The sequence below is a fragment of the Micromonospora sp. BL4 genome (genome assembly GCF_003667505.1).
Taxonomy (GTDB): Bacteria; Actinomycetota; Actinomycetes; order Mycobacteriales; family Micromonosporaceae; genus Micromonospora.
This window is the reverse complement of record NZ_RCVJ01000169.1, coordinates 23,684-46,800: the sequence shown is the minus strand read 5'-3', so window position 1 is coordinate 46,800 and position 23,117 is coordinate 23,684. Positions and strand designations below refer to the sequence as shown.

At 72.3% G+C, this 23,117-nt stretch carries 21 protein-coding genes; 7 read left to right on the top strand and 14 right to left on the bottom strand.

What is annotated here, in order from left to right; all coding sequences use genetic code 11:
* On the bottom strand, positions 1 to 1,550 hold a 1,550-nt coding region (locus EAD89_RS23110; protein WP_199733599.1), incomplete at its 3' end, for an SseB family protein.
* A gap of 152 nt (positions 1,551 to 1,702) precedes the next feature.
* Between EAD89_RS23110 and mycP the strand changes: the two genes are divergently transcribed.
* Positions 1,703 to 2,920, top strand: a complete 1,218-nt coding sequence (gene mycP, locus EAD89_RS23105) for a type VII secretion-associated serine protease mycosin (RefSeq protein ID WP_121677185.1) — start codon at positions 1,703 to 1,705, stop codon at positions 2,918 to 2,920.
* Positions 2,921 to 3,034: 114 nt separating this feature from the next.
* Here the strand turns inward: mycP and EAD89_RS23100 are convergent, their stop codons facing one another.
* Both EAD89_RS23100 and EAD89_RS23095 read right to left on the bottom strand, forming a co-directional pair.
* A complete protein-coding gene (locus tag EAD89_RS23100) occupies positions 3,035 to 3,328 on the bottom strand; it encodes a WXG100 family type VII secretion target (protein ID WP_121655356.1) in 294 nt (97 codons plus the stop codon).
* A 21-nt stretch (positions 3,329 to 3,349) separates the two neighbouring features.
* Complete coding sequence (locus EAD89_RS23095; RefSeq protein WP_121655357.1) at positions 3,350 to 3,670, bottom strand: WXG100 family type VII secretion target; 321 nt, start codon at positions 3,668 to 3,670, stop codon at positions 3,350 to 3,352.
* Between the two features lie 532 nt (positions 3,671 to 4,202).
* Between EAD89_RS23095 and eccE the strand changes: the two genes are divergently transcribed.
* The 4 genes from eccE (at position 4,203) to rarD (ending at position 7,906) form a co-directional block, all read left to right on the top strand.
* The gene (gene eccE, locus EAD89_RS23090; protein WP_233578965.1) at positions 4,203 to 5,912 is read left to right on the top strand and encodes a type VII secretion protein EccE; all 1,710 of its coding nucleotides are present in this window, start codon (positions 4,203 to 4,205) and stop codon (positions 5,910 to 5,912) included.
* 56 nt (positions 5,913 to 5,968) lie between these two features.
* A complete protein-coding gene (locus EAD89_RS23085) occupies positions 5,969 to 6,355 on the top strand; it encodes a phage holin family protein (RefSeq protein WP_121655358.1) in 387 nt (128 codons plus the stop codon).
* 130 nt (positions 6,356 to 6,485) lie between these two features.
* A complete protein-coding gene (locus tag EAD89_RS23080; protein ID WP_121677184.1) occupies positions 6,486 to 6,962 on the top strand; it encodes a GNAT family N-acetyltransferase in 477 nt (158 codons plus the stop codon).
* A 17-nt stretch (positions 6,963 to 6,979) separates the two neighbouring features.
* Positions 6,980 to 7,906 carry an EamA family transporter RarD gene (gene rarD, locus EAD89_RS23075; RefSeq protein ID WP_121655360.1) on the top strand — a complete coding sequence of 309 codons (927 nt, stop codon included), beginning with the start codon at positions 6,980 to 6,982 and terminating at the stop codon, positions 7,904 to 7,906.
* Positions 7,907 to 7,912: 6 nt separating this feature from the next.
* Here the strand turns inward: rarD and EAD89_RS23070 are convergent, their stop codons facing one another.
* Together EAD89_RS23070 and EAD89_RS23065 are read right to left on the bottom strand one after the other, a co-directional pair.
* The gene (locus EAD89_RS23070) at positions 7,913 to 8,611 is read right to left on the bottom strand and encodes an anti-sigma factor (protein ID WP_121677183.1); all 699 of its coding nucleotides are present in this window, start codon (positions 8,609 to 8,611) and stop codon (positions 7,913 to 7,915) included.
* Complete coding sequence (locus EAD89_RS23065; RefSeq protein ID WP_109817284.1) at positions 8,608 to 9,123, bottom strand: sigma-70 family RNA polymerase sigma factor; 516 nt, start codon at positions 9,121 to 9,123, stop codon at positions 8,608 to 8,610. The genes EAD89_RS23070 and EAD89_RS23065 overlap by 4 nt, the downstream gene beginning before the upstream one ends.
* 240 nt (positions 9,124 to 9,363) lie before the next feature.
* On the opposite strand from EAD89_RS23065, the gene EAD89_RS23060 reads away from it, so the two are divergent.
* Positions 9,364 to 11,490, top strand: a complete 2,127-nt coding sequence (locus EAD89_RS23060) for a PhoX family phosphatase (RefSeq protein WP_121677182.1) — start codon at positions 9,364 to 9,366, stop codon at positions 11,488 to 11,490.
* A gap of 77 nt (positions 11,491 to 11,567) precedes the next feature.
* On the opposite strand, the gene EAD89_RS23055 is transcribed toward EAD89_RS23060, so the two are convergent.
* Positions 11,568 to 12,350, bottom strand: a complete 783-nt coding sequence (locus EAD89_RS23055; RefSeq protein WP_121655448.1) for an IclR family transcriptional regulator — start codon at positions 12,348 to 12,350, stop codon at positions 11,568 to 11,570.
* Between the two features lie 154 nt (positions 12,351 to 12,504).
* On the opposite strand from EAD89_RS23055, the gene EAD89_RS23050 reads away from it, so the two are divergent.
* Entirely contained in the window at positions 12,505 to 13,734 is a 1,230-nt protein-coding gene (locus EAD89_RS23050; RefSeq protein WP_121677181.1) for an MFS transporter, read from the top strand.
* Here EAD89_RS23050 and EAD89_RS23045 read toward each other — a convergent pair.
* The 8 genes from EAD89_RS23045 to nuoH form a co-directional block, all read right to left on the bottom strand.
* The gene (locus EAD89_RS23045; RefSeq protein WP_121677180.1) at positions 13,710 to 14,783 is read right to left on the bottom strand and encodes a polyprenyl synthetase family protein; all 1,074 of its coding nucleotides are present in this window, start codon (positions 14,781 to 14,783) and stop codon (positions 13,710 to 13,712) included. The two genes, EAD89_RS23050 and EAD89_RS23045, sit on opposite strands and share 25 nt — an antisense overlap.
* Positions 14,784 to 14,884: 101 nt before the next feature.
* Positions 14,885 to 16,438 carry an NADH-quinone oxidoreductase subunit NuoN gene (gene nuoN / locus EAD89_RS23040; protein ID WP_121677179.1) on the bottom strand — a complete coding sequence of 518 codons (1,554 nt, stop codon included), beginning with the start codon at positions 16,436 to 16,438 and terminating at the stop codon, positions 14,885 to 14,887.
* A gap of 52 nt (positions 16,439 to 16,490) precedes the next feature.
* Positions 16,491 to 18,026, bottom strand: a complete 1,536-nt coding sequence (locus EAD89_RS23035; RefSeq protein WP_121677178.1) for an NADH-quinone oxidoreductase subunit M — start codon at positions 18,024 to 18,026, stop codon at positions 16,491 to 16,493.
* Between the two features lie 64 nt (positions 18,027 to 18,090).
* Positions 18,091 to 20,016, bottom strand: coding sequence for an NADH-quinone oxidoreductase subunit L (nuoL, locus tag EAD89_RS23030; protein ID WP_121655453.1), 1,926 nt, complete (start codon positions 20,014 to 20,016; stop codon positions 18,091 to 18,093).
* Positions 20,017 to 20,027: 11 nt separating this feature from the next.
* Complete coding sequence (nuoK, locus tag EAD89_RS23025; protein ID WP_121655454.1) at positions 20,028 to 20,345, bottom strand: NADH-quinone oxidoreductase subunit NuoK; 318 nt, start codon at positions 20,343 to 20,345, stop codon at positions 20,028 to 20,030.
* On the bottom strand, positions 20,345 to 21,115 hold the full coding sequence (locus EAD89_RS23020; protein WP_121655455.1) for an NADH-quinone oxidoreductase subunit J: 771 nt from the start codon (positions 21,113 to 21,115) through the stop codon (positions 20,345 to 20,347). Before EAD89_RS23020 ends, nuoK begins: the two co-directional genes overlap by 1 nt.
* Complete coding sequence (gene nuoI / locus EAD89_RS23015; protein ID WP_121655456.1) at positions 21,112 to 21,753, bottom strand: NADH-quinone oxidoreductase subunit NuoI; 642 nt, start codon at positions 21,751 to 21,753, stop codon at positions 21,112 to 21,114. Before nuoI ends, EAD89_RS23020 begins: the two co-directional genes overlap by 4 nt.
* Position 21,754: 1 nt before the next feature.
* Positions 21,755 to 23,107, bottom strand: a complete 1,353-nt coding sequence (nuoH, locus tag EAD89_RS23010; RefSeq protein WP_121677177.1) for an NADH-quinone oxidoreductase subunit NuoH — start codon at positions 23,105 to 23,107, stop codon at positions 21,755 to 21,757.
* Positions 23,108 to 23,117 lie beyond the last annotated feature (10 nt).

The following is a 23,117-nucleotide window of genomic DNA, read 5'->3' as shown; positions in this document are numbered from 1 at the left end:
GGGCCGGAGGGCGGTGGGCCGAACGACGGGGCAGCGGGAGAGTCCGGGGCCGACCGCTCGGCCGCACCCGGGACGCTGCTCGCCCCGGCCGGGTCGGTGAGGTCGCGGGACTCGATGATGGTGCCCTCGATGACGATGGGCGTGAAACCGCGGCGCGGCGCGGGCGGGCCGGAGACCGGTTCCGCGATGGACGCCGGCAGCTCCTCCGCCGGCTCGAACCGGCCCGGATCGCCCGGCCGGCCGCGCGGGATCGCCTGCGTCTCCTCCGCGGAGGGAGTGGGCCGCCCGGCCCGGTCCAGCGGCGGCTCACCGGTGGCCCGACCGGGCGACCGGAAGGCGCGGGTGGGCTCCTCGGCGAGCGGGGCAGGCCGGCGGGGCGGCAGGGGCTGCGTGTCCTCGTCGTCCGGTGTCGGTGCTCGTACTCCTCTGGGCGCGCCCAGGTCACCGGCCGGCGACCGCAGCGGCCGGGTGGCGTCCGGATCCGGCATCGGAAAGGCCGCGGTCGCGCCATCGCCGGACGGTGCGTCGGCGGGACGGCGGCGCGGAAAAGGTTGGCTGCCCCGCCCGAACCGGGACGGCGGCGTCGCGCGGTCGCCGGATCGGCCACCGCCCGAGGTCGGACCGACCAGCCGGTCCCGGTCGGTCGCAGGTTCGAAGAAGGAGCGCGCGCCGCCCTGGGCACTGCCGTTGCCGACGGCCGGGCCGTCGACGTCGGCACCCGGCCGACTCGCGGGCGGCCAGGCCGGGCCGGGCGCCGGCTGGGAGGCCGGGACGACACCGGGATGGTCGGCGGGCTTCAACGGCGCGAACCGGGACGCGGCGGGCCGGCTCGTGGGCACGGACTCTGCGCCCGGACCACCCGGTCGGGGTGGCCCGGTCGGGTACCGCTGGCCGGCGGCGGGCAGGTCCTCTCCACCGGTTCGCCGCGACAGCTCACCGGGGCCGGGCGCACGGGACGACGTGCCGGGCGCCGTCGGAGCGCCCACCCGGGGCACCGCGCCCCGCGTCGGCGCCGGCCGCCCGGGCGGGGTCGCCACCGGCTCGGACCCGGACGACGTGGACCCCGTGGCGGCCGGGACGTCGCGGCCGGTCGCGCCGGTCCTGGACCGGGCAAGGGTCTCCGCGCGCTCCAGCCGGGCCCGCGCACCCATGGCTCGGCCGGGCAGCCGGACGTCACCCCGGGACAGCTGGGCGACGAACCAGGCCGGCAGGTATCCCTCGACAGGCAGCCCCGGGTTGACCGCGAGCCACCACTCGTGGTTGGGCCAGCCGACCGCCAGGTCGGTGAACGGGATGCGCCGGTTGCTGCCGGAGTGCTCGCCGAGGCAGGTCCGCAACGCGGCAGCGGAGGTGAAGGCCAGCACGTGGGTCCGGCCGCCGGTGGTCCAGGTGCCCCAGCCGGGGGACGCCTGACCGGGCACTGCTGGCGCGGAGACCGGCAACAGCAGATCGGTGCGGGACAGGAGCCGGAAGTACAACTCCTGGTCGTTGGCGCGCAGCGCGTCCCGCATCGCCACCTCGGCCTCCGTGGCCGGCTCCCATTCGGTCACGGCCACCTCTCCTTCCGAGAACAGGCCACAGGTATCGCGTACAACCTACAAGGTGGTATCAAGATCACAATGGCTGGCCGTCGGCGGTCTGCCTGGGCGGCGGTGAGGCGATAACATCCCGTCCCGGAGCCGACACCATACGGAGGCCGTCGATGTCCCGGTCGATCGCGCGCCCGGTCCTGGCGGGGCTGACGGCCACCCTGCTGATCGGCGCGGCCGCCCCGGCCGTCGCCGCCGGTGCCGCGCGCCGGGCGGCTCCGGCCTGCACGACCGCACTCGCTCCCGCGCGGCCGGTCACGACCGTGCCCTGGCCGCAGCAGCGGTACGACCCCGCACGGCTCGCGCCGCTGGCCACCGGCACCGGGGTGACGGTGGCGGTGGTCGACTCCGGGGTCGACCGGGTGCACCCCCAACTGGCCGGGCGGGTGCTGACCGGCACCGACCTCCTCGACCCCGGCGGGGACGGTCGCCGGGACTGCGCCGGTCACGGCACCGGCGTGGCGAGCATCATCGCGGCAGCACCCCGGCCCGGTGTCGCCTTCCACGGCCTGGCGCCGGGCGCCCGGATCCTGCCGGTGCGGGTGAGCGAGCAGCAGGTGGTGCAGGGGCGGGAGTCGGGGCGTACGGTCAGCGCCCGCGAGTTCGCCCGGGCCATCCGCTGGGCCGTGGACCACGACGCCGACGTGGTGAACCTCTCCCTGGTGCTGTACGCCGACGACCCGGAGGTCCGCTCCGCCGTGCGGTACGCGGTCGACCGGGACGTGGTGCTGGTGGCCGCCGCCGGCAACCTGCACGACAACGGAAACCCGCGCCCGTTCCCCGCCGCGTACGACGGGGTGCTCGGGGTGGGTGCGATCGGGGCGGACGGCGGGCGGGCGACCTTCTCGCAGACCGGCCCCTACGTCGACCTGGTGGCGCCGGGCAGCGAGGTGCTGACCGCCGCACCCGGTCAGGGCCACCACCGGGTCGAGGGCACCAGTTACGCGGCGCCGTTCGTGGCCGCCACCGCGGCCCTGCTGCGCCAGTACCGGCCCGAGCTGACCGCCGCCCAGGTGGCGGAGCGGATCGTCGCCACCACCGATCCGGCGCCCGGTGCGGGCGGCGGGTACGGAACCGGTGTGCTGAACCCGTACCGGGCGGTCACCGAGACCGGTGGTGGGCGACCGGGCGGAAACCGGGTGGTCGCCGCGCTCGCCGACGACCGGGCCGATCCGGCGCTGGTCGCGCGTCAGGCCCGTCGGGCGACGGCCCGGGACCGGGCCCTGCTGGTCGGGACGGTGATCGGCACAGCCGCGATCACGGTGGCGCTGCTCGCCCTGGTGCTGCCCCGAGCGGCCCGCCGACGCTGGCGGCCCGCCGACCCGGACTGACCCTGGCACCGGGCTGCCGCGTTCCCCGCCCAGGCAGGGCCGGGGCGCCGACCCGGACACGGTCAGCGCTCCCGGCCCACCTCGGGCGACCGACACTTCGGAACACGTCCTACATCACTGGAACAGCCCGGTGTTCTTCTTCTCGGTGTCCAGATAGTCGGCGGCCGAGTCGCCCACCGCCAGCTTGATGTCGCGCAGCATCGCCTGGAGGTCCTGCGAGGCGGACCGCCACCGCGCCTGGCGCTGCTCATACGCCTGCCGGGCCTCGCCCGTCCAACTCGCCACCAGCGGTGCGGCGTCCCGTTCGAGCTGGCCGAGCTGCGAGTCGAGCGTGTTCAGCGCCTTCTGGATGTCCGCGCCGGCCTGCTGAAGCGCGGCGAAGTTGACGACCAGCACACCGTGGTCCATCGGATCTCCTCCCGAGTGGGGTCAGAGCGGCAGCTGGATGCCGCCGCGGTTGGTGCCGGCCACCCGGCTGGCCGCCTCGTCGTCCGAGACGTCGTACTGCCGACCGGCGGTGCGGATCGCTCCGGAGGTCTCTCGCAGCGCCCGGTGCAGCGCCGCCTGGTCCTGTGACCACTGCTGCTTGACCTGCTCGAAGGACCGCCCGCCGGCGCCGCGCCAGGCCTGCTGCAACACCTCCAGCTCGGCCAGCAGGCCGGTCAGCATGGACTGCAACGACTGGTCCACCTGCTCGAACTTCGCGGCGGTCTGCTGCATCACCGCGGCTTCTGCCTGGGTCTGGGACACCCGGACGTCACCTCGTCTCCTCGGTCGTGACTGGCCGTCGACGCGCCCACCCTGGGGGCGCGTAGCTCGCGTGGCCCGGTCGTTGAGCACGGTTAACGCGGGTCAGCGAAGAACTTCGTGGCTGACGGTAGCGGCCCGGTAGCGGTTCTGCTACCCCCCGCGTCTCCCCTGTGGACAACCACGGACGACATCGGTCGCTTACGATGTGCCGCAGCCACGTCGCGGCGAGTGACGGGCCGCGGAAGCGGCCGGCCGCCCGGCACGATCCACTGCTCAAGGAGGCGCGGTGCCGGCGACAGCCACCGGAGAGCCGCATCCGGCGACTCCGGTCGGGTCCGGGCCGAGCGTCGGCGCGCCGTCGACCGGGCCAGGCGTTGCCGCGCCGGCGACCGGGCCAGGCGTTGCCGCGCCGGCGACCGGGCCAGGCATCGTCGAGCCGGCGACCGGGCCAGAGGTCTTCCGCCGCCCGGCACCGGCCGCCCGATGGGCCTTCCGCGGTCGGGGCGGGCGCAGCGGGGTACGCGCCGGCCAGCTGGTCACCGGGCAGGTGGCGGTGGCGCTCGTCCTCGCCGCCCTGGGCGGGGGCGCACCGGCCACCCTCGCGGCCCTGCTGGCGGCCGTGCTGCTGGTGGCGACCTCCTCGGTCCGGTTCCGGGGGCGGTGGCTCTTCGAATGGCTGGGCACCGCCGCCGGGTACCTGACCCGCCGCCGCGCGCTGACCGGGCCGGCCGGCCCGGCCGAGCTGCTCGGCCTGGTCGCCCCCGGCACCGTGGTCCGCTCGACGGAGCTCTCCGGTGGGCCGGCCGCCGTGCTGGAGGACACCGACGGCATGGTGGCGCTGCTGGAGCTCGGCGACCCCGGCGACCTGCTCGGCGACGCGTCCCGAGCTGTCCCCGTGCCGTCCGCGCTGCTGCCGCCGACCGGGCCGGAGGCGCCGCCGCTGCGGATCCAACTGCTGCTCGCCGGAACACCCGCGCCGGTGCCGACGGCGGGCGGCACGGTCGGCACGTCGTACCGGCAGCTCACCGACGGGAGGCTCGCCGGGCGGGAGCGGGCGGTGCTCGCGGTCCGGGTGCTGCGGGTGGACGGCTGGTCCGAGGAGGACCTGCGCCGGGTGCTCGCCGGCACGCTACGCCGGATCGTCCGCCGGCTGGGGCCGTTGACCGCCCGGCCGCTCGGTGTGCCGGCGGCGCTGCGCGTCCTGAGCGAACTGGCCCACCACGACGGGCATCCGGTGCGGGAGTCCTGGCCGGTGCTCCGGTCCGGTGCTCTGGTCCAGGCCACCTTCCGGCTGATCCACTGGCCGACCGCCGACGATGCGGGCGCCCGCCGGCTGGTGCCCCGGCTGCTCGCGCTGCCGGCGACCGCGACGACGGTGTCGCTCTGCGCGGGCCCGCCGCCGGCCAACGGCGGGAGCGGGGTGCCGACCGAGCTGACCGTACGCCTGGCCGCCGGAACGGCGACGGAGCTGACCGCCGCCGCCGAGGCGCTGGGCCGGCTGGTGACCGGCCTGGGTGGAGAGCTGAGCCGGCTCGACGGCGCGCACCTGGCCGGGCTGGCCGGCACACTGCCGCTGGCGCTCGCGACCCCGGGGCCGCGGTCGCGGCCGGCGCTGGACAACTGGGAGCTGACCCTCGGCGAGGCGGGGATGATGGTCGGCACGAACCGGCACGGTGGGGCGGTCACCGTACGGCTGTTCCGGCCGGAGAGCACCCGGGTGCTGCTGGTCGGCGGGGTGCGTGCCGCCCAGTTGGTGGCACTGCGCGCGATGGCGCTGGGCGCCCTGGTGGTTGTCCAGACCGGACGCCCCCGCGCCTGGGAGCCGTTCGTCCGGGGCGTGGGCGCGCCGGGCGGGACCATCCCGCTGATTCCGCTGGGTCGGCCGGTCGCCGACGGGGTGGGCACGGCGCTGCGGCCGTTGCTGCTGGTGGTCGACGCCGGGCCGGTGCCGGCCGACACCGAGCCGGGTCCGCCCTGGCGGGCGACCCTGGTGGTCCGGGACGAGCTGACCCCGGCGGACGTGGACGCGCTGACCCGGGCCGACCTGGCGGTGCTGCAACCGCTGGACGCCACCGAGGCCGCGCTGGCCGGCACCGCGCTGGGGCTGGGCGGCTCGGCCGAGTGGTTGACGCGGATCCGGGACGACATGGTGGCCGTGGTGAACCGGCGTGCGCTGCGCTGGGCGCTGCTCTCCGCCACCCCGATCGAGGCGCAGCTCATCGGACGGCCCGCGCGACGCTGAACCGATCGTCGATCGGCGGGTTACGCCGCTGCCCGGTCCGTGGCACGATCCCCGCCATGGGTTTTCTGAAAGGGCTGCTGATTCGGCTGGCCACCACGGCGCTGGCCTTCTGGCTGGCCACACTCCTCATTCCGGGCATCACTCTGGAGTCGAACTCCACCGTCGAGACGGTCACCACGCTGCTCCTGGTGGCAGCGATCTTCGGCGTGGTCAACGCGGTGCTCCAGCCGATCATCAAGACCGTCGGTTGTGGCTTCTACCTCCTGACCCTGGGTCTCATCGCGCTGGTGGTGAACGGGCTGCTGTTCCTGCTCACCAGCTGGATCGCCGACCAGGCCGGGCTGCCGTTCTCGGTGGACGGCTTCTGGCCTGCCGCCGTGCTGGGCGCGCTCTTCGTGAGCATCGTGACCTGGGTGCTCGGCGCCATCCTCGACCGGGACTGACCGACCGGCGGCGACCAGGATCGACCCGGAACGCCCGGGCCCCGGCCGTGGCCGGAGCCCGGGCGTTCCGGTGACCAGAGTCCGGGAATTGGCCGGCGCGGGCTTCGGTCCTGGCGGCTACCGTCGCGGGGTGTTCTCGCTGACCCGCTCCGACGGCCACCTGCTCAGCACCGATCCCAACCGGCTGGATCTGGATCGGGTGCACGGGTGGCTGTCCACCGACGCGTACTGGGCACTGGGCCGGGACCGGGAGACGGTCGTCCGGGCGTTCGCCAATTCGCTGCCGTTCGGCGTCTACCGGCCCGGGGACGGCCGCCAGGTGGCGGTGGCCCGGGTGGTCACCGACGGCGCTACCTTCGCCTGGCTCTGCGACGTGTACGTGGACCGCCCCGCCCGGGGTCACGGGTTGGGCGGCTGGCTGGCCGCCGGCGTCCGCGACCATCTGGCCGAGCTGGGCGTACGCCGGATCCTGCTCTGCACCAACGACGCGCACGAAGTGTACGCACGGGCCGGTTTCACTCCCCTGGACAACCCCACGAGATGGATGCAGCTCGACCGGCGTCCACCGGTGACCCCGGTCACCGGAAAGGAACAAAGAGCGGTTTGACCCCTTACGGTGGAGCCGTGACGCCACTCCGCCTGGGATACCTCTACGGCCTCAGCGCGTACCTGCTCTGGGGCTTCTTCCCGCTCTACCTCAAGCTGCTGCGACCGGCTGGTCCGCTGGAGATCCTCGCCCACCGGATCGTCTGGTCGGTGCTCTTCGTGGCCCTGCTGCTGGCCGCGCTGCGCAACGTCGGCTTCCTGCGGGCGTTGCTGCGCCGACCCTGGGCCCTGGCCGGGATCGTCGCCGCCGCCGCGCTGATCGCGATCAACTGGGGCACCTACATCTACGGGGTGAACTCGGACCGGGTGGTGGAGACCGCGCTCGGCTACTTCATCAACCCGCTGGTGGTGGTGCTGCTCGGGGTGACGGTGCTGCGGGAGCGGCTGCGCCCGGCGCAATGGGTGGCGCTGGGCATCGGCGCGTCGGCGGTCGCGGTGCTCGCCGTGGACTACGGCCGGCTGCCCTGGCTGGCCCTGACCCTGGCGTTCAGCTTCGCCGGCTACGGCCTGGTCAAGAAGCGGCTCGGGCTGCCCGCCGCGGAGGGCCTCTTCGTCGAGTCGGCGGTGCTGGCGCTGCCCGCGCTGGGCTACCTGGCCTGGCTGACCCGGCGCGCCGAGTCGACCTTCGGGCACGTCTCGGCCGGGCACACCGCGCTGCTGGTGCTGGCCGGCGCCGCCACGGCGATCCCGCTGCTGCTCTTCGCCGGGGCCGCCAACCGGCTGCCGCTGAGCAGCCTCGGCATGGTCCAGTACCTGGCGCCGATCCTGCAGCTCGGCTGCGGTGTGCTGATCTTCCACGAGCCGATGCCGCCGGCCCGCCTCGCCGGCTTCGCGCTGGTCTGGCTCGCCCTCGTCGTCTTCACCGCCGACGCCGTCCGCCAGTCCCGCCGCACCCGCACCCGCGCCCGGGCCGCCACCCCCCGAACCCCCGTGACCGCGCCTTGATCGGGCTCAGGGAACGGCGTAGGAGAGGACCGGGGTGCCGTCGGCGCGTTGCAGCTCGACGCTGACCAGCTCGGCGTCGGTGAACCGGGTGGCGCCGGTGAACTGGAGGGCGTCGCCCGGCGCGGCCAGCCAGGAACCGATCTGCTCGGTGGCGCCGTCGGGGCCACGCGCCACCAACCGGAAGGTGTACGCCTTGCCGTAGCCGGTCCGCGGGTCGTACCCGCAGCGCATGGTCACCTCGGTGCCCCAGTCGGTGCCGGTCAGCCCGATCTCCGCGTGCACCGGCCCGGCGGAGGCCACCGGTCGCATGGCGACCATCGACACCTGCGGCCCGGGGGTCCCCGGCGAGCCCGGGGTGCCGCGCAGCACCGTCGCGGTTCCCGCGCCGACCACCAGTGCCAGCCCGGCGGCGACCAGCCCGGTCAGCGCGTACCGCCGGCGGGTGGCCCACCGCTCCCGACGCCGGCGGGCCCGGGCCTCCTCAAGCAGCGCGGGCACCCGGGGCGGGGCGGGCGGCGGCAGGAACTGCTCCAGACCCGCCGGGTCGAGGCGACCGAGCAGCCCGGGCAGGACGGCGATCTCGGCGACCGCGTCCCGGCAGGAGGCGCAGCCGGCGAGGTGCCGCTCGTAGGCCGCCCGCTCAGCGGGGGCCAGGGCGCCCAGCACGTACGCGCCATCGTCGTGCGCGAACTCGCACCGGGTCATCCCGTCACTCCCATCTCAGCCAGGACCAACCGTAGTGACCGCAGCGCGTAGTGGGTGCGGGACTTCACGGTGCCCGGCGGCACGCCCAGCCGGGACGCCGCCTCGGCCACCGACCGCCCCTGGTAGAAGCACTCGACCAGCACCTCGCGGTGGGTCGGGCTGAGCCGGTTCAGCGCCTCGGCGACGGTCCACGCCTCCACGGCGCGCTCGGCCTCGTCGACCACCTCCGGCGGTTCGGGCATCTCGTCGGTGAACACTTCACCGACCCGGGTGGACCGCCGCCGCCAGGCGTCGATGGCCAGGTTGCGGGCGGTGGTGAAGAGCCAGGCGCGTACGGAGCCGCGCCGCGGATCGAGCGACTCCGGGTGCCGCCAGGCCCGCAGCAGCGTCTCCTGCACCAGGTCCTCCGCCCGCTGCCGGTCCCCGTTGACCAGGCGGAGGGCGTGCGCGTACAGCGCCTCCGCGTGCTCGTCGTGCAGCGCGCGCAGCAGTTGGGCGTCGTGGTCGCTGATGGCGGTCTCCTCACTTCCGGCGCGCGTCCGGCGGTGTGTCCGCTCGTGAATACGTGTGGTCACGCCGAACGGTTCAGCCCGAGGTCAGACCGGTCGCACCCGGCCGGTGCCCGTGGAGGTGTTCACGCCTGGTTCACATTGCGGCCGACGACCGCTCACCGCGTCCTCCTAGCGTCCGGCAGGTACGCCCCGGCCATCGACAGATCCCGCGTGCCACCGACTTACCAGGAGGCTCCTTCCATGAGCGACCGTCCCCGGCTGCTCCCGCTGTTGGGCGCCAGTCGTCACGGCAGCCGTGACGCCATGACCTGTCTCTACCGCTGCGGAAACGCCTGTGACCACCCGGTCCCGAACACCTCCGACAACGCGTACTTCGGTGATGTGGTGAACGCGGAGGTCTCGCGGCGCGGCGTGGTCCGGGCCGGCGCGGTCGGCGCCCTGGTCCTCGGCTTCGGTGGTGCGGCGGCCGGCGCGCTGGCCGGCGGGGCGCCGGCCGTGGCCGCCCCCGCCGTTCCGGAAGTTCCGGAGGCGTTCGGTTTCGGACGGCCCAGCACCGGTGTCGGCAGCGGGGCGTTGACCTTCAAGCCGATCCCGCCGAACAAGTTGGACACCCTGGTCGTGCCGAACGGGTACGACCACGCCGTGGTCATCAAGTGGGGTGACCCGGTGGTGCCGGGCGCGCCCGAGTTCAACGTGCACGGGCAGACCGCCGCGGCGCAGTCCAGGCAGTTCGGCTACAACAACGACTTCGTGGGCGTGCTGCCGCTGGACAAGCGGGGCAATCGGGCGCTGCTCGTGGTCAACCACGAGTACACCAACGAGGACCTGATGTTCCCGGGCTTCCCGGGGCTGGACGGCCTCTCGGTCGAGCAGCTGCGCACCGCGATGGCCGCGCACGGCATGTCCGTGGTGGAGATCGAGCGGGTCGCCGGCACCGGGCAGTGGAAGCCGGTCGACAACGGCCGCCGACCGTACAACCGCCGGGTCACCGCACACGCCACCAAGTTCGACCTGACCGGCCCGGCCGCCGGCTCGGCCTGGCTGAAGACCGCCGCCGACCCCAAGGGCCGTACGGTCGTCGGCACGCTGAACAACTGCGCCGGCGGCGTGACCCCGTGGGGCACGGTGCTCTCCGGCGAGGAGAACTTCAACCAGTACTTCGTCGGCGCCGACGGCGCGCCCGCGGAGCTGAAGCCGAAGCTGGACCGCTACGGCATCAGCACGGCGTCCCGCTACCCGAGCGGCAGCCGCAAGTGGGAACGCGCCGACGAGCGCTTCGACCTGGCGAAGCACCCCAACGAGGCGCACCGGTTCGGCTGGATCGTCGAGATCGACCCGTTCGACCCGGAGAGCCGCCCGCGCAAGCACACCGCGATGGGCCGGTTCAAGCACGAGGGCGCGAACGTGATCGTGGCGAAGGACGGCCACGTGGTCGCGTACATGGGTGACGACGAGCGGTTCGACTACCTGTACAAGTTCGTGTCGGACAAGAAGTTCCTCAAGGGCAACTCGTGGGCTGCCCGCAAGCACAACCTGACGCTGCTGGAGTCCGGCACGCTGTACGTGGCGAAGCTGGACCAGACCAGCGCGGCCGAGATCGACGGCTCGGGCGGGCTTCCCGCCGACGGCGCGTTCAACGGCCGGGGCCGCTGGATCAAGCTGGTCAGCGGTAACCGTTCGTTCGTCGACGGGATGACCGCCGCGGACGTGCTCACCTTCACCCGGCTCGCCGGCGACCGGGTCGGCGCGACCAAGATGGACCGCCCGGAGGACGTCGAGCCGAGCCTGCTCACCGGCAAGGTGTACGTGGCGCTGACGAACAACACCAACCGGGGCGTCGGCAGCAACCCGAAGGCCGACGAGGCCAACCCGCGCAACGCCAACAAGCACGGGCAGATCCTGGAGCTGGTCGAGGACCGGGGCGACAACACCGCCGAGACGTTCGCCTGGTCGCTGCCGATCGTCTGCGGCGACCCGACCGACCCGTCGACCTTCTTCGCCGGGTACGACAAGACGAAGGTCTCCCCGATCTCCTGCCCGGACAACGTCGCCTTCGACGCCACCGGGAACCTGTGGGTCTCCACGGACGGCAACGCGCTGGGCAGCAACGACGGCCTCTTCGCCACCGCCGTGGAGGGCCCGGAGCGCGGCCACCTCAAGCAGTTCCTGACCGTGCCGCTCGGCGCGGAGACCTGCGGCCCGTTCATCACCGGCGACAACCGTTCGGTGTTCGTCGCCGTGCAGCACCCGGGTGAGATCACCGGGGCCTCGGTGGCGAACCCGGCCTCCAACTGGCCCGACGGGGACTACGCCAAGCCGGGCGTGGTGGTCACCTGGCGCCTGGACGGCGGCCCGGTGGGCAGCTGACGTTGCTCCGGCGGTCCGGCGCTGGACCGCCACGAAAGGCCCTCTCCCAGCCGGGGAGAGGGCCTTTCGGCGCCGGGTCAGTGGTCGGCGGCGATGCCGTCGGCGACGGCGCGGGCCACCGTGAGCAGCTTCGCCCGGACCACCCGGGCGGAGGTCATCATCTCGCTGGCGGGCAGCGCACACGCCAGCACGACGCGGCGTTCCATGTCCTTGTCCGGCGTCACCAGCACGGACGCGCAGGCCACTCCCTGACGGAACTGACCCAGCTCCAACTGCATCCCACGCCGGTCGCCGGCGGCCAGGTCGGCCTCGAACGTCTCGGTGCTGGTCAACGTCGCCGTGGTGAACGGGCGCATGCCGTACTCCCGCAGGTAGCGGAAGCGTTGTTCGGCGGTGAGGGTGGCGAGCAGGGACTTGCCGAGGGCGGTGGCGTGCGCCCCCTCGTCGAAGCCGGGAACCAGGTCCTCCAGGTAGGGCGACCGGGGCCCCTCGGCGACCGCCGTGAGGGCGACCTGGCCGCCGACGAAGCGGCCCAGGTAGTGGCTGTAGCCGGTGTCCCCGGCGGCCCGCCGCAGCGTCTCACCGACCGCCGGCGGGCCCCGGAACGCGGTCACCAGCTCCCGGTACCGGTCGGCGACCTCCAACCCGACGATGTACGTGCCGTCCTCCCGACGGATCACGTAGCCCTCGTAGGCCAGGGTGCGGACCAGGTGGTACGTGGTGGCCACGGTCAACTCGCACCGCCGGGCGATCTGCTTGACGGTCAGGCCCTTCGGGGCGCGACCGACCGACTCCAGCACCCGCAGCGCTCGGGACACGCTGCGGATCAGGTCCGAAGGTTCTGCCAAGGGGTCGCGCACAACCACCTCCGCCGCCGGGGACTTACACCATATGAAAAACAGGCCGGGTGCGAAATGCCTGTTCGGGTCGAGGATGCCAGATCACCATCCACGCGTTGTGCACCGACGGTCACCGGGAGTGGTCCGAGCGCGACTCGCGTAGGTTTGCCGGACGATGACCGACACCGCCCACACCTCCGCCCCGGACACCGCCCGGACCCGCCCGATCCGGGCCAGCGCCGGCGCTGTCCTCACCACCGTGGCCTGCGTGCTGCCCGTCTTCCTGCTCGGTGGTCTCGCCGTGCAGATGGGCGCGGACCTCGGGTTCTCCCCGGCCGGTCTCGGCCTGGCCGTGGCCGTCTACTTCGGGGTCAGCGCGCTGGCCTCGGTGCCCTCCGGCCGTCTGGTCGAGCGGTTCGGACCGGCACTGGTGGCCCGCTGCGGCATCGTGCTGGCCGCCGGGTCGATGCTGGCCATGGCGGTGCTGGCCCGGTCGTATCCGGTGCTGGTCGCGCTGCTGGCGCTCAGCGCCGCCGCGAACGCCCTCGGCCAGTTGGCCAGCAACGCCGCGCTGGCGCAGCACGTCCCGACCCGCCGGCAGGGGCTCTCGTTCGGCGTGAAGCAGGCGGCCATCCCCGTCTCCACCCTGCTGGCCGGGGTGGCGGTGCCCACCATCGCGCTCACCGCCGGTTGGCGCTGGGCGTTCGTGGCCGCCGCCGGTGCGGCGCTGACGACGCTCCCCGCCGTACCCCGGCAGCTGCCCGGCCGCGCCCGGCGGGCCGACGCCAAGCGTGCTGGCCGCGCCACGACGGCCCTGGTGGTGATCGGTGTGGCGGCGACACTGGCCGCGGCCGCCGCCAACGCGCTGGGCACGTTCCTGGTGGACTCAGCGGCCGCCCGGGGGCTCTCGCCCGGCCTCGCCGGTCTCACCCTCACCCTGGGCAGCGCGGTCTGCGTGGCGGCCCGAGTCGGTGCCGGCTGGCTGGCCGACCGCCGCACCAGCGGCCACGTCGCGCTCATCGCCGCGATGCTGGTGGTCGGCGCCGGCGGGCTGGGCCTGCTCGCGCTGACCGGCACGGTGCCGCTGGTGGTCGGCGTGGTGCTGGGCTTCGGCCTGGGCTGGGCCTGGCCCGGCCTGGTGAACTTCGCGGTGGTCCGGCTCCACCCGCAGGCCCCGGCCGCCGCCACGTCGATCACCCAGACCGGGGTGTACGCGGGCGGCTGCCTCGGGCCACTGAGTCTCGGCCCGCTGGCCGCGCACCTCGGCTACCCGGCGATGTGGACCACGGCGGCGGTGTCCATGCTGCTCGCCGCCGCTCTGATGCTCGTCGGTAGCCGCCTGCTGACCCGGATCGCGGCCGGGGCGGGTCGAGCTGAAGATCAGCTGGTGCGGTCGGCGATGTAGTCGCAGAGCGATTCGAGGGCGCGGCGGGACGGGCCGGCCGGAAGCGGGGCCAGGCGCTCACGAGCGTCCTCGGCGTAGCTGCGCACGGTCTCCCGGGCACGCTTGAGCGCCGGGCTCTCCCGGAGCAGCCCCAGCGCCTCGGCGTGCAGCGCGTCGTCGGTCAGCGGGCCGGTGGCCAGGATCTCCCGCAGCCGCACCGAGGACGCGTCGAAGTCGTCCGCCGCCTGGGCGTAGAGCACCGGCAGCGTGGGAACACCCTCGCGCAGGTCCGTGCCGGGCGTCTTGCCGGACTGCACCGACTCGGAGGCGATGTCCAGCAGGTCGTCGGAGAGCTGGAAGGCGACGCCGATCGTCTCGCCGTATCCGGCCAGCGCCTCGACGTGCTCGGTGGAGGCGCCACCGAACATGCCGCCGAACTGGGCCGACGTGGCGATCAGGGAGCCGGTCTTGTCGGCGATCACGCTCAGGTAGTGCGCGACCCTGTCGTCGCCGGCGCGCGGCCCGACGGTCTCGGCGATCTGGCCGTGCACCAGGCGGGCGAAGGTCCGCGCCTGCAACCGGACCGCCTCCGGACCCAGGTCGGCCGCGATGTCGGCGGCCCGGGCGAAGAGGTAGTCACCGACGAGGATGGCCACCGAGTTGGTCCAGCGGGAGTTGGCGCTCGGAGCGCCCCGGCGCACGTCCGCCTCGTCCATCACGTCGTCGTGGTACAGCGTGGCGAGGTGGGTGAGCTCCATCACCACCGCCGCCGAGACCACCTGCGGGCTGGTCGGGTCACCGAACTGGGCGCCCAGCGCCACCAGCAACGGCCGGAACCGCTTCCCGCCGGCCTCGAGGAGATGCCGGGCGGCCTCGGTGACGAACGGGTCGGCGCTGGCCACACTGGCCCGCAGCTCGACCTCGACCCCGTCCAACAGCCTCAGCACGGACGCCTCGACGCGGGGATCGGCGAGATGAAGGCCGAGCGCGCCGAACTGACTCGTGCTCGCCCGACCCCGGCGACCGCCGGAGCCGGTGGCACCTGAACGCTCGCCAGCCGGAATCACCACGCATCAACCATGCCACACCCGTTCTACCTGCTCCGGGCCGGGGATACGCACCGGGGGCCGGCACGCGAACGCGTGCCGGCCCCCGGTTGCCGAGGCTCTGGTCATCGTACGAAGTCAGCGGCTCCGGTTGCCAGGTCGAGCAGCGGCGCCGGGGCGATGCCCAGCACCAGGGTGGCCAGCACGCCGATCATCAGCGCGGCGGAGGTGAGGCCGCCGGGCACGGTGACGGTCGGCGTGGACTCGCCCGGCTCGGAGAGCCACATCATCACCACGACCCGCAGGTACGGGAAGGCCAGCACCATGCTGGTCAGCACACCAGCGATCACCAGCCAGGCGTGGCCACCGTCCAGCGCCGGCCCGAAGACCGCGAACTTGCTCGTGAAGCCGCTGGTGAGCGGGATGCCGGCGAAGGCCAGCAGGATGAACGTGAACAGTCCGGCGAAGAACGGCGAACGCCGGCCCAGCCCGGCCCAGCGGGACAGGTGGGTGGCCTCCCCGTCGTCGTCCCGGACGAGGGTCACCACCGCGAACGCGGCCAGCACCGAGAAGCCGTACGCGACCAGGTAGAACATCGTGCCGGAGAGCCCCTCGCTGCCCGGCGACAGCACACCGACCAGCAGGTAACCGGCGTTGGCGATCGAGGAGTACGCGAGCAGCCGCTTGATGTCGGTCTGGGTGACCGCGAGCACCGCGCCGACCAGCATGGTCAGCACCGCCACCACGCCGAGCACCGGAGTGAAGTCCCAGGCGGCGCCGGCGAACGCGACGTGGAAGACGCGCAGCAGCGCGCCGAACGCGGCGACCTTGGTGCAGGCGGCCATGAAGCCGGTGATCGGGGTCGGCGCGCCCTGGTAGACGTCCGGCGTCCAGACGTGGAACGGAGCCGCCGCGGCCTTGAAGAGCAGGCCGATGGCGAGCAGCCCCATGCCGGCGAAGAGCAGCACCCGGCTGGCCGGCGACTCGGTCACCGCCGCGTTGATGGTGGCGAAGTCGACCCCCGCCACGCGGCCCGGGATGCCGGCGGTGAAGCCGTAGATCAGGGCCACGCCGAACAGGAAGAACGCCGAGGCGTACGCGCCGAGCAGGAAGTACTTCATCGCCGCCTCCTGGCTCAGCAGCCGCCGGCGACGGGCCAGCGCGCAGAGCAGGTACAGCGGCAGCGAGAAGACCTCCAGCGCGATGAACATCGTCAGCAGGTCGTTCGCCGCCACGAAGATCAGCATGCCGCCGATCGCGAACGTGGTGAGCGGGTAGATCTCGGTGAGGCCGTTGCGCCCCTCGGCCTGCCGCCGGTCGTCGGCCGACTCGGCGGTCACCGCGGCCTGGGCGACGAACGCCCCACCGCGCTCCACCGAGCGGTCGCCGATCAGCAGCAGCGCCATCGCGGCCAGCACCAGGATCGCGCCCTGGAGGAAGAGCGTCGGCCCGTCCACCGCGAGAGCCTGGCCGGCGGTGATGATCCGGTCGTCGGCGTTGAGGACCACCATCGTCAGCGCGGCGAGGACGGCCAGCAGGGCCAGCGTCAGCTGCACGACGTGCCGCAGGCGCCGGGGCACGAAGGCCTCGACCAGCACGCCGAGCAGGGCGACGCCCAGCATGATCAGGATCGGGGCGAGCGCCGCATAGTCGAGCGACGGCAGTTTCAACTCGGTCACCGGGCTAACCTTTCGTTCGCGACTGCGGGGCTCGCAAGCTCACTCCTCGCGCTCACCGGCCTGCCTCCTGGACGGTGCCGCCCACCGACGGGGCGGGGTCGGTCCTGCCGATGTCGTCCATGGTCGCCTGGACGGCGGGGTTGATCACGTCAGTGACCGGCTTGGGATAGAAGCCGAGCAGCACGATCAGCGCGATCAGCGGGGCGACCACGAACTTCTCGCGCAGGTTGAGGTCCTTGCGCATCCCGTCGACCTCGGTCAGTGCCGGGTTCAGCGTGCCCTGGGTGGTGCGCTGCACCATCCACAGCACGTACGCGGCGGCCAGGATGATGCCGAGCGTGGCGATGACCGCGACCGGCTTGTTCACCGTGAAGGTGCCGATCAGCACCAGGAACTCGGAGATGAACGGCGCGGTGCCGGGCAGCGCGAGCGAGGCGAGACCGGCGAAGAAGAGCACCCCGGCGAGCACCGGAACCAGCTTGCCGGCACCACCGAAGTCACTGATCAGGGCCGAGCCGCGCCGGGCGATCAGCATGCCCACCACGAGGAAGAGCAGGCCGGTGGCCAGACCGTGGTTGAGCATGTAGAGCACCGCGCCAGTGCCGGCCTGGGTGGTGAAGGCGAAGATGCCCACTCCGATGAAGCCGAAGTGCGCGATCGAGGTGTACGACACCAGCCGCTTGAGGTCGTTCTGGCCGACCGCCAGCAGCGCGGCGTAGACGATGCCGATCACGCCCAGCGCCAGCGCCCACGGCGCGAACCACTTCGACGCCTCGGGGAACAGCGGCAGGCAGTAGCGCAGGATGCCGAACGTGCCGACCTTGTCCAGGACGCCGACCAGCAGCGCCGCCGCGCCCGCGGGTGCGGCGCCACCGGCGTCCGGCAGCCAGGTGTGGAACGGGAAGAACGGCGCCTTGATGGCGAACGCGAGGAAGAAGCCGAGGAACAGCCAGCGCTCGGTGCCGGTGCTGATGTCGACCTGCGACAGCGCCTGCCAGTCGAAGGTCTTGCCGCCGACCACCCACAGCCCGATCACCGCGGCCAGCATGAACAGGCCGCCGACGAGCGAGTAGAGGAAGAACTTCACCGCCGCGTACTGCCGCTGGTGGCCGCCGTAACTGCCGATGAGGAAGTACATCGGCACCAGCATGACCTCGAAGAACACGTAGAACAGGAAGACGTCGGCGGCCGCGAAGACGCCGATCATCGTGCATTCGAGGACCAGCAGCAGCGCGAAGTAGACGGGCACGGACCGCTTCGACGACTCCGCGTCGTGCCACGACGCCAGGATCACCAGCGGCACCAGCACCGCGATCAGCATCAGCATCACCAGCGCGATGCCGTCGGCGGCGAAGGTGAAGCTGACACCCCAGTTCGGGATCCACGTGTACGACTCGCGGAACTGGAACCGGTCACCGCCGGCGTTGAAGCTGACCCACATCACCACCGAGAGCACCAGCACCAGCAGCGACCAGGCGAACGCCACCTGCTTGGCCAGCTCCGGCCGGTGGCGCGGCAGGAACGCCACGACCAGGGCGCCGACCAGTGGCGCCACGGTGAGCACCGAGAGGAACGGGAAGTTGGACATTATGCGGCCTTACCTCCGTCGTCACTGCGTGGTCCGCCGGCGGGGGCGGCCGGAAAGAGGTCGATCACGCCAACCACCCGGCCTGCACCGCCAGGAACGCCGCCATCACCAGCAGCGCACCGGCCAGGATCGAGGTGGCGTACGAGCGGACGAAGCCGGTCTGGAGCCGCCGGAGCCGGCCCGAACCACCGCCGACCGCGGCGGCGAGCCCGTTGACCAGCCCGTCGACGCCCCGGTTGTCGAGGAAGACCAGCGCCCGGGTGAGGAAGATGCCGGGCTTCTCGAAGACCGCCTCGTTCACCGCGTCGGTGTAGAGGTTGCGCCGGGCGGCGGTGACCAGCACACCGGCCGGCTGCGGCGCGGTGGCCGTACCGGCCCGGAACAGGAACCAGGCCAACCCGGCGCCGAGCACGGTGACCAGCAGCGACAGCGTGGTGATCACGGCGTGCGAGAGGACCGCCTCGTGCTCGGCGTGCTCGCCGCCCAGCCCGCCGGCCGCCGTCAGCCAGTCCGGCACCGACGTGGAGAGCAGGAAACCGGCGCCGACCGAGCCGATCGCCAGCAGGACCAGCGGAATGGTCATCAGTGCCGGCGACTCGTGCGGGTGCTCGATGTCCTCGGTCCACCGCTTCGGGCCGTGGAAGGTGAGCACGAAGAGCCGGGTCATGTAGAACGCGGTCAGCCCGGCGCCGAGCAGCGCCGCCCCGCCGAAGAGCCAGGCGGTCCAGTCCTCCCGCTCGAAGGCGGCCACGATGATCGGCTCCTTGGAGAAGAAGCCGGAGAACGGGAACATGCCGATGATGGCCAGCCAGCCCATCATGAAGGTCAACCAGGTGATCTTCATGTGCTTGGACAGCCCGCCGAAGCGGCGGATGTCCACCTGGTCCTTCATCCCGTGCATGACCGAGCCGGCGCCCAGGAACATGTTGGCCTTGAAGAAGCCGTGCGCCAGCAGGTGCACGATGGCCAGCGCGTACGCGCCACCGCCCAGGCCGACGCCGAGGAACATGTAGCCGATCTGGCTCACCGTCGACCAGGCCAGCACCCGCTTGATGTCGTCCTTGGCCGCGCCGATGATGCAGCCCATCAGTAGCGTGAGCGCACCGACGCTGACCACCACGAGCTGGAGCGTCGAGTTCGCGGAGAAGATCGGGTTGGAGCGGGCGATCAGGTAGACGCCCGCCGTGACCATGGTGGCGGCGTGGATGAGCGCCGACACCGGGGTCGGGCCCTCCATGGCGTCCGGCAGCCACGCCTGGAGCGGGAACTGGCCGGACTTGCCGGCCGCGCCGAGCAGCAGCAACAGGCCGAGCACCAGCACCGTGGCGCCGGTCAACGCGCCGACGCCGTTGAACACCTCGTCGTACTGGGTGGTGCCCAGCGTGGCGAACATGATGAAGATGCCGATGGCCAGGCCGGCGTCGCCGACCCGGTTCATCAGGAACGCCTTCTTGCCGGCGGTGGCCGCGCTCGGCCGTCCGTACCAGAAGGAGATCAGCAGGTACGACGCCAGACCGACGCCCTCCCAGCCGAAGTACAGCATCACGTAGTTGTTGCCGAGCACCAGCAGCAGCATGGCCGCGACGAACAGGTTGAAGTACGCGAAGAACCGGCGGCGGCCCCCGTCGTGCGCCATGTACTCCACGGCGTACAGGTGGATCAGGAAACCCACCCCGGTGATCAGCAGCACGAAGACCGCGGCCAGCGGGTCGAACAGCAGACCGAAGTCGACGCGGAGGTCACCGACCGCGATGAAGTCCCAGAGGCTCAGCTCGACCGACTTGTTCTCCAGGCCGCGCAGCTGGAAGAAGGAGGCCAGGCCGAGCACGAACGCGGCACCGATGGCGGCGACGCCCAACCAGTGCCCCCAGCGGTCGGCCCGCCGGCCGAGCAGCAGCAGGATGGCCGCGCTGACCAGCGGGATCGCCACCAGCAGCCAGACGCTGCCGAGCAAGCCCGTGGCACCGGCGTACTGCACAGTCTCTTCCACTTGCTTGCCCCTTAGTACTTGAGCAGGTTGGCGTCGTCGACGCTCGCGGAGCGTCGAGTCCGGAAGATCGACATGATGATCGCGAGACCGACCACGACCTCGGCCGCCGCCACCACCATCACGAAGAACGCCATGATCTGACCGTTGAGGTCACCGTTGATCCGGCTGAAGGTGACCAGCGTCAGGTTGGCCGCGTTGAGCATCAGTTCCACGCACATGAACAGCACGATCGCGTTGCGCCGGACGAGCACCCCGGCGGCGCCGATGGTGAACAGCACCGCGGCGAGAACCAGGTAGTAGTTCGGCTCGACCGAGAAGAACCCGTTCATTACTTGTCCGTCCCCTTCAGCGAAGTCTCCTCGGCGGTCAGCTCGCGCTGCGGAAGGATCGCCGGGGTGCTGCGGTCGGTCAGGCGGCCGTCGGGCAGCCGGGCCGGGGTGGCCACCGAGGAGGAGGTCGCGAAGACGCCGGGGCCCGGCTTGGGGCCGGGGTAGTTGCCCGGCGCGAAGCGCGCCCGCATGGTGGCCGGCTGGTCCATCTTGTCCTGCTTGCGCCGCTCGACGTGCGCCAGCACCATGGCGCCGACCGCCGCGGTGATCAGCAGCGCCGAGGTCAGCTCGAACGCGAAGACGTACTTGGTGAACAGCAGCCGGGCGATGCCTTGCACGTTGCCTTCCGCGTTGGCCTGCTCCAGGCCGACCGCGGTGGTCTTCTCCAGTGCGTGGTAGACGCCGCTGCCGACCAGGCCGGCGAAGCCGAGCCCGAGCACGATCGCGGCGACCCGCTGGCCGCGCAGCGTCTCGATCAGCGAGTCGGTGGAATCCCGACCGACCAGCATCAGCACGAAGAGGAAGAGCATCATGATCGCGCCGGTGTAGACGATGATCTGCACCATGCCGATGAACGGACCGGCCTGGAGCACGTAGAACACGCCCAGACAGAGCATGGTCAGCACCAGCCAGAGCGCCGAGTGCACGGCATTGCGCGCCGCCACCATGCCGATCGCGCCGATCAGCGCCAGCGGGGCGAGGATCCAGAAGGTGACCGCCTCGCCGCCGGGCACCGAACCCGCCGCGGCGAGCACCGTCTGCGTGGTCATGCTCCGTCTCCCTTACCCGCGCCGGCTCGCTGGGCCGCCTGCTCGGCGCCCGGGAACGTCACGCCGGGGTGCTCCTCGACCTGGTAGCGGCCGGGGCCCATCGGGGACGTCTCGGCACCCGCGGAGGTGCCCGGGTTGTCCAACGCGCCCACGTAGTAGTCCTTCTCGCTGTCGCCCAGACGCATCGGGTGCGGCGGCTGCTCCATGCCTTCGAGCAGCGGTGCGAGCAGCTGCTCCTTGGTGAAGATCAGATCCTGCCGATTGTCCCGGGCCAGCTCGTACTCGTTGCTCATGGTGAGCGACCGGGTCGGGCAGGCCTCGATGCACAACCCGCAGAAGATGCACCGGGCGTAGTTGATCTGGTAGACGCTGGCGTACCGCTCGCCCGGCGAGAAGCGCTGCTCGTCGGTGTTGTCGCCACCCTCGACGAAGATCGCGTCCGCCGGACAGGCCCAGGCGCACAGCTCACAGCCGATGCACTTCTCCAGCCCGTCCGGGTGCCGGTTGAGGATGTGCCGCCCGTGGTAGCGCGGCGCCGACACCGGCGGCTTGAACGGGTAGTCGGTGGTGACGACCTTCCTGAACATGTGCGAGAAGGTGACCCCGAAGCCCTTGAACGTTCCGGTGATCGTGCCCACGTCACACCTCCCTGGAGTCCGAGCCGGTGGCGATGTTGGCCGGCTCCCGCTCGGCGACCACGCGCGTGATACGCGGGCTCGGTGGTACCTGAAGATCCATCGGTGGCAGCGGGAAGCTCCCGTACGGGCGGCTGTCCACCTGTTCCTGCGGCGTCGGCTTCGGCTGCGGCCGGCGGCTGGGCCAGAACAGCGTGGCGATCAGCAGGATGCCGGCCGGGATGCCGACGGCGATCAGCTTGCCGCGCGTGTCCCAGTCCTCGATGGAGCGCAGGCCCGACAGGACCAGGATCCAGACCAGGTTGATCGGCAGCAGCACCTTCCAGCCGAAGCGCATGAACTGGTCGTAGCGCAGCCGAGGCAGCGTGCCGCGCAGCCACACGAAGACGAAGACCAGCGCGATCACCTTGCCGAAGAACCAGAGCATCGGCCACCAACCGGAGTTGGCGCCCTCCCAGATGGTGATCGGCCACGGCGCGCGCCAGCCACCGAGGAACAGCGTGGTGGTGACCGCCGACATGGTCACCATCGCGACGTACTCGCTGAGCATGAAGAGCGCGAACTTCAGCGAGCTGTATTCCGTCATGAAGCCGGCGACCAGCTCGGACTCGGCCTCGGGCAGGTCGAACGGGGCCCGGTTGGTCTCACCCACGGTGGCGATGAAGAAGATGATGAAGCTGGGCAGCAGCAGGATCGCGTACCAGCCCGGCGCCGGGAGCTGCTGGCCGAAGATGGTCAGCTGGGTGCCGGAGCCCTGGGCGGCGACGATCCCGCTGGTGCTCATCGTGCCGGCGGTCATGAACACCGCCACGATGCTCAGCCCCATGGCGACCTCGTAGGAGATCATCTGGGCGCTCGACCGCAGACCGCCGAGGAGCGGGTACGTCGAGCCGGAGGCCCACCCGCCCAGCACGATGCCGTAGACGCCCATCGAGGAGCAGGCCAACAGCAGCAGCACCGCCACGGGCACGTCGGTGACCTGCAAGGGCGTGTGGTGGCCGAAGATGCTCACCATCGGGCCGAACGGCACCACCGACAGCGCGGTGACCGCGCAGATCACCGAGATGGTCGGGGCGAAGAAGTAGACGACCTTGTCGGCCGCCTTCGGCAGGATGTCCTCCTTGAAGGCCATCTTCAGACCGTCGGCCAGCGTCTGCAGCAGGCCGAACGGGCCGACCTGGTTGGGGCCGGGCCGCACCTGCATGTAGCCCACCACGCGCCGCTCGAACCAGACGCCGAGCAGCGTGGCCAGCAGACCGAAGGCGAACGCGAAGACAATCTTGATGAGGACCAGCCACCACGGATCCCGGCCGAAGTCGGCCAGCGTCGGATCCTGGGCCAGGTAAGACGGGCTCACTGTGCCCACC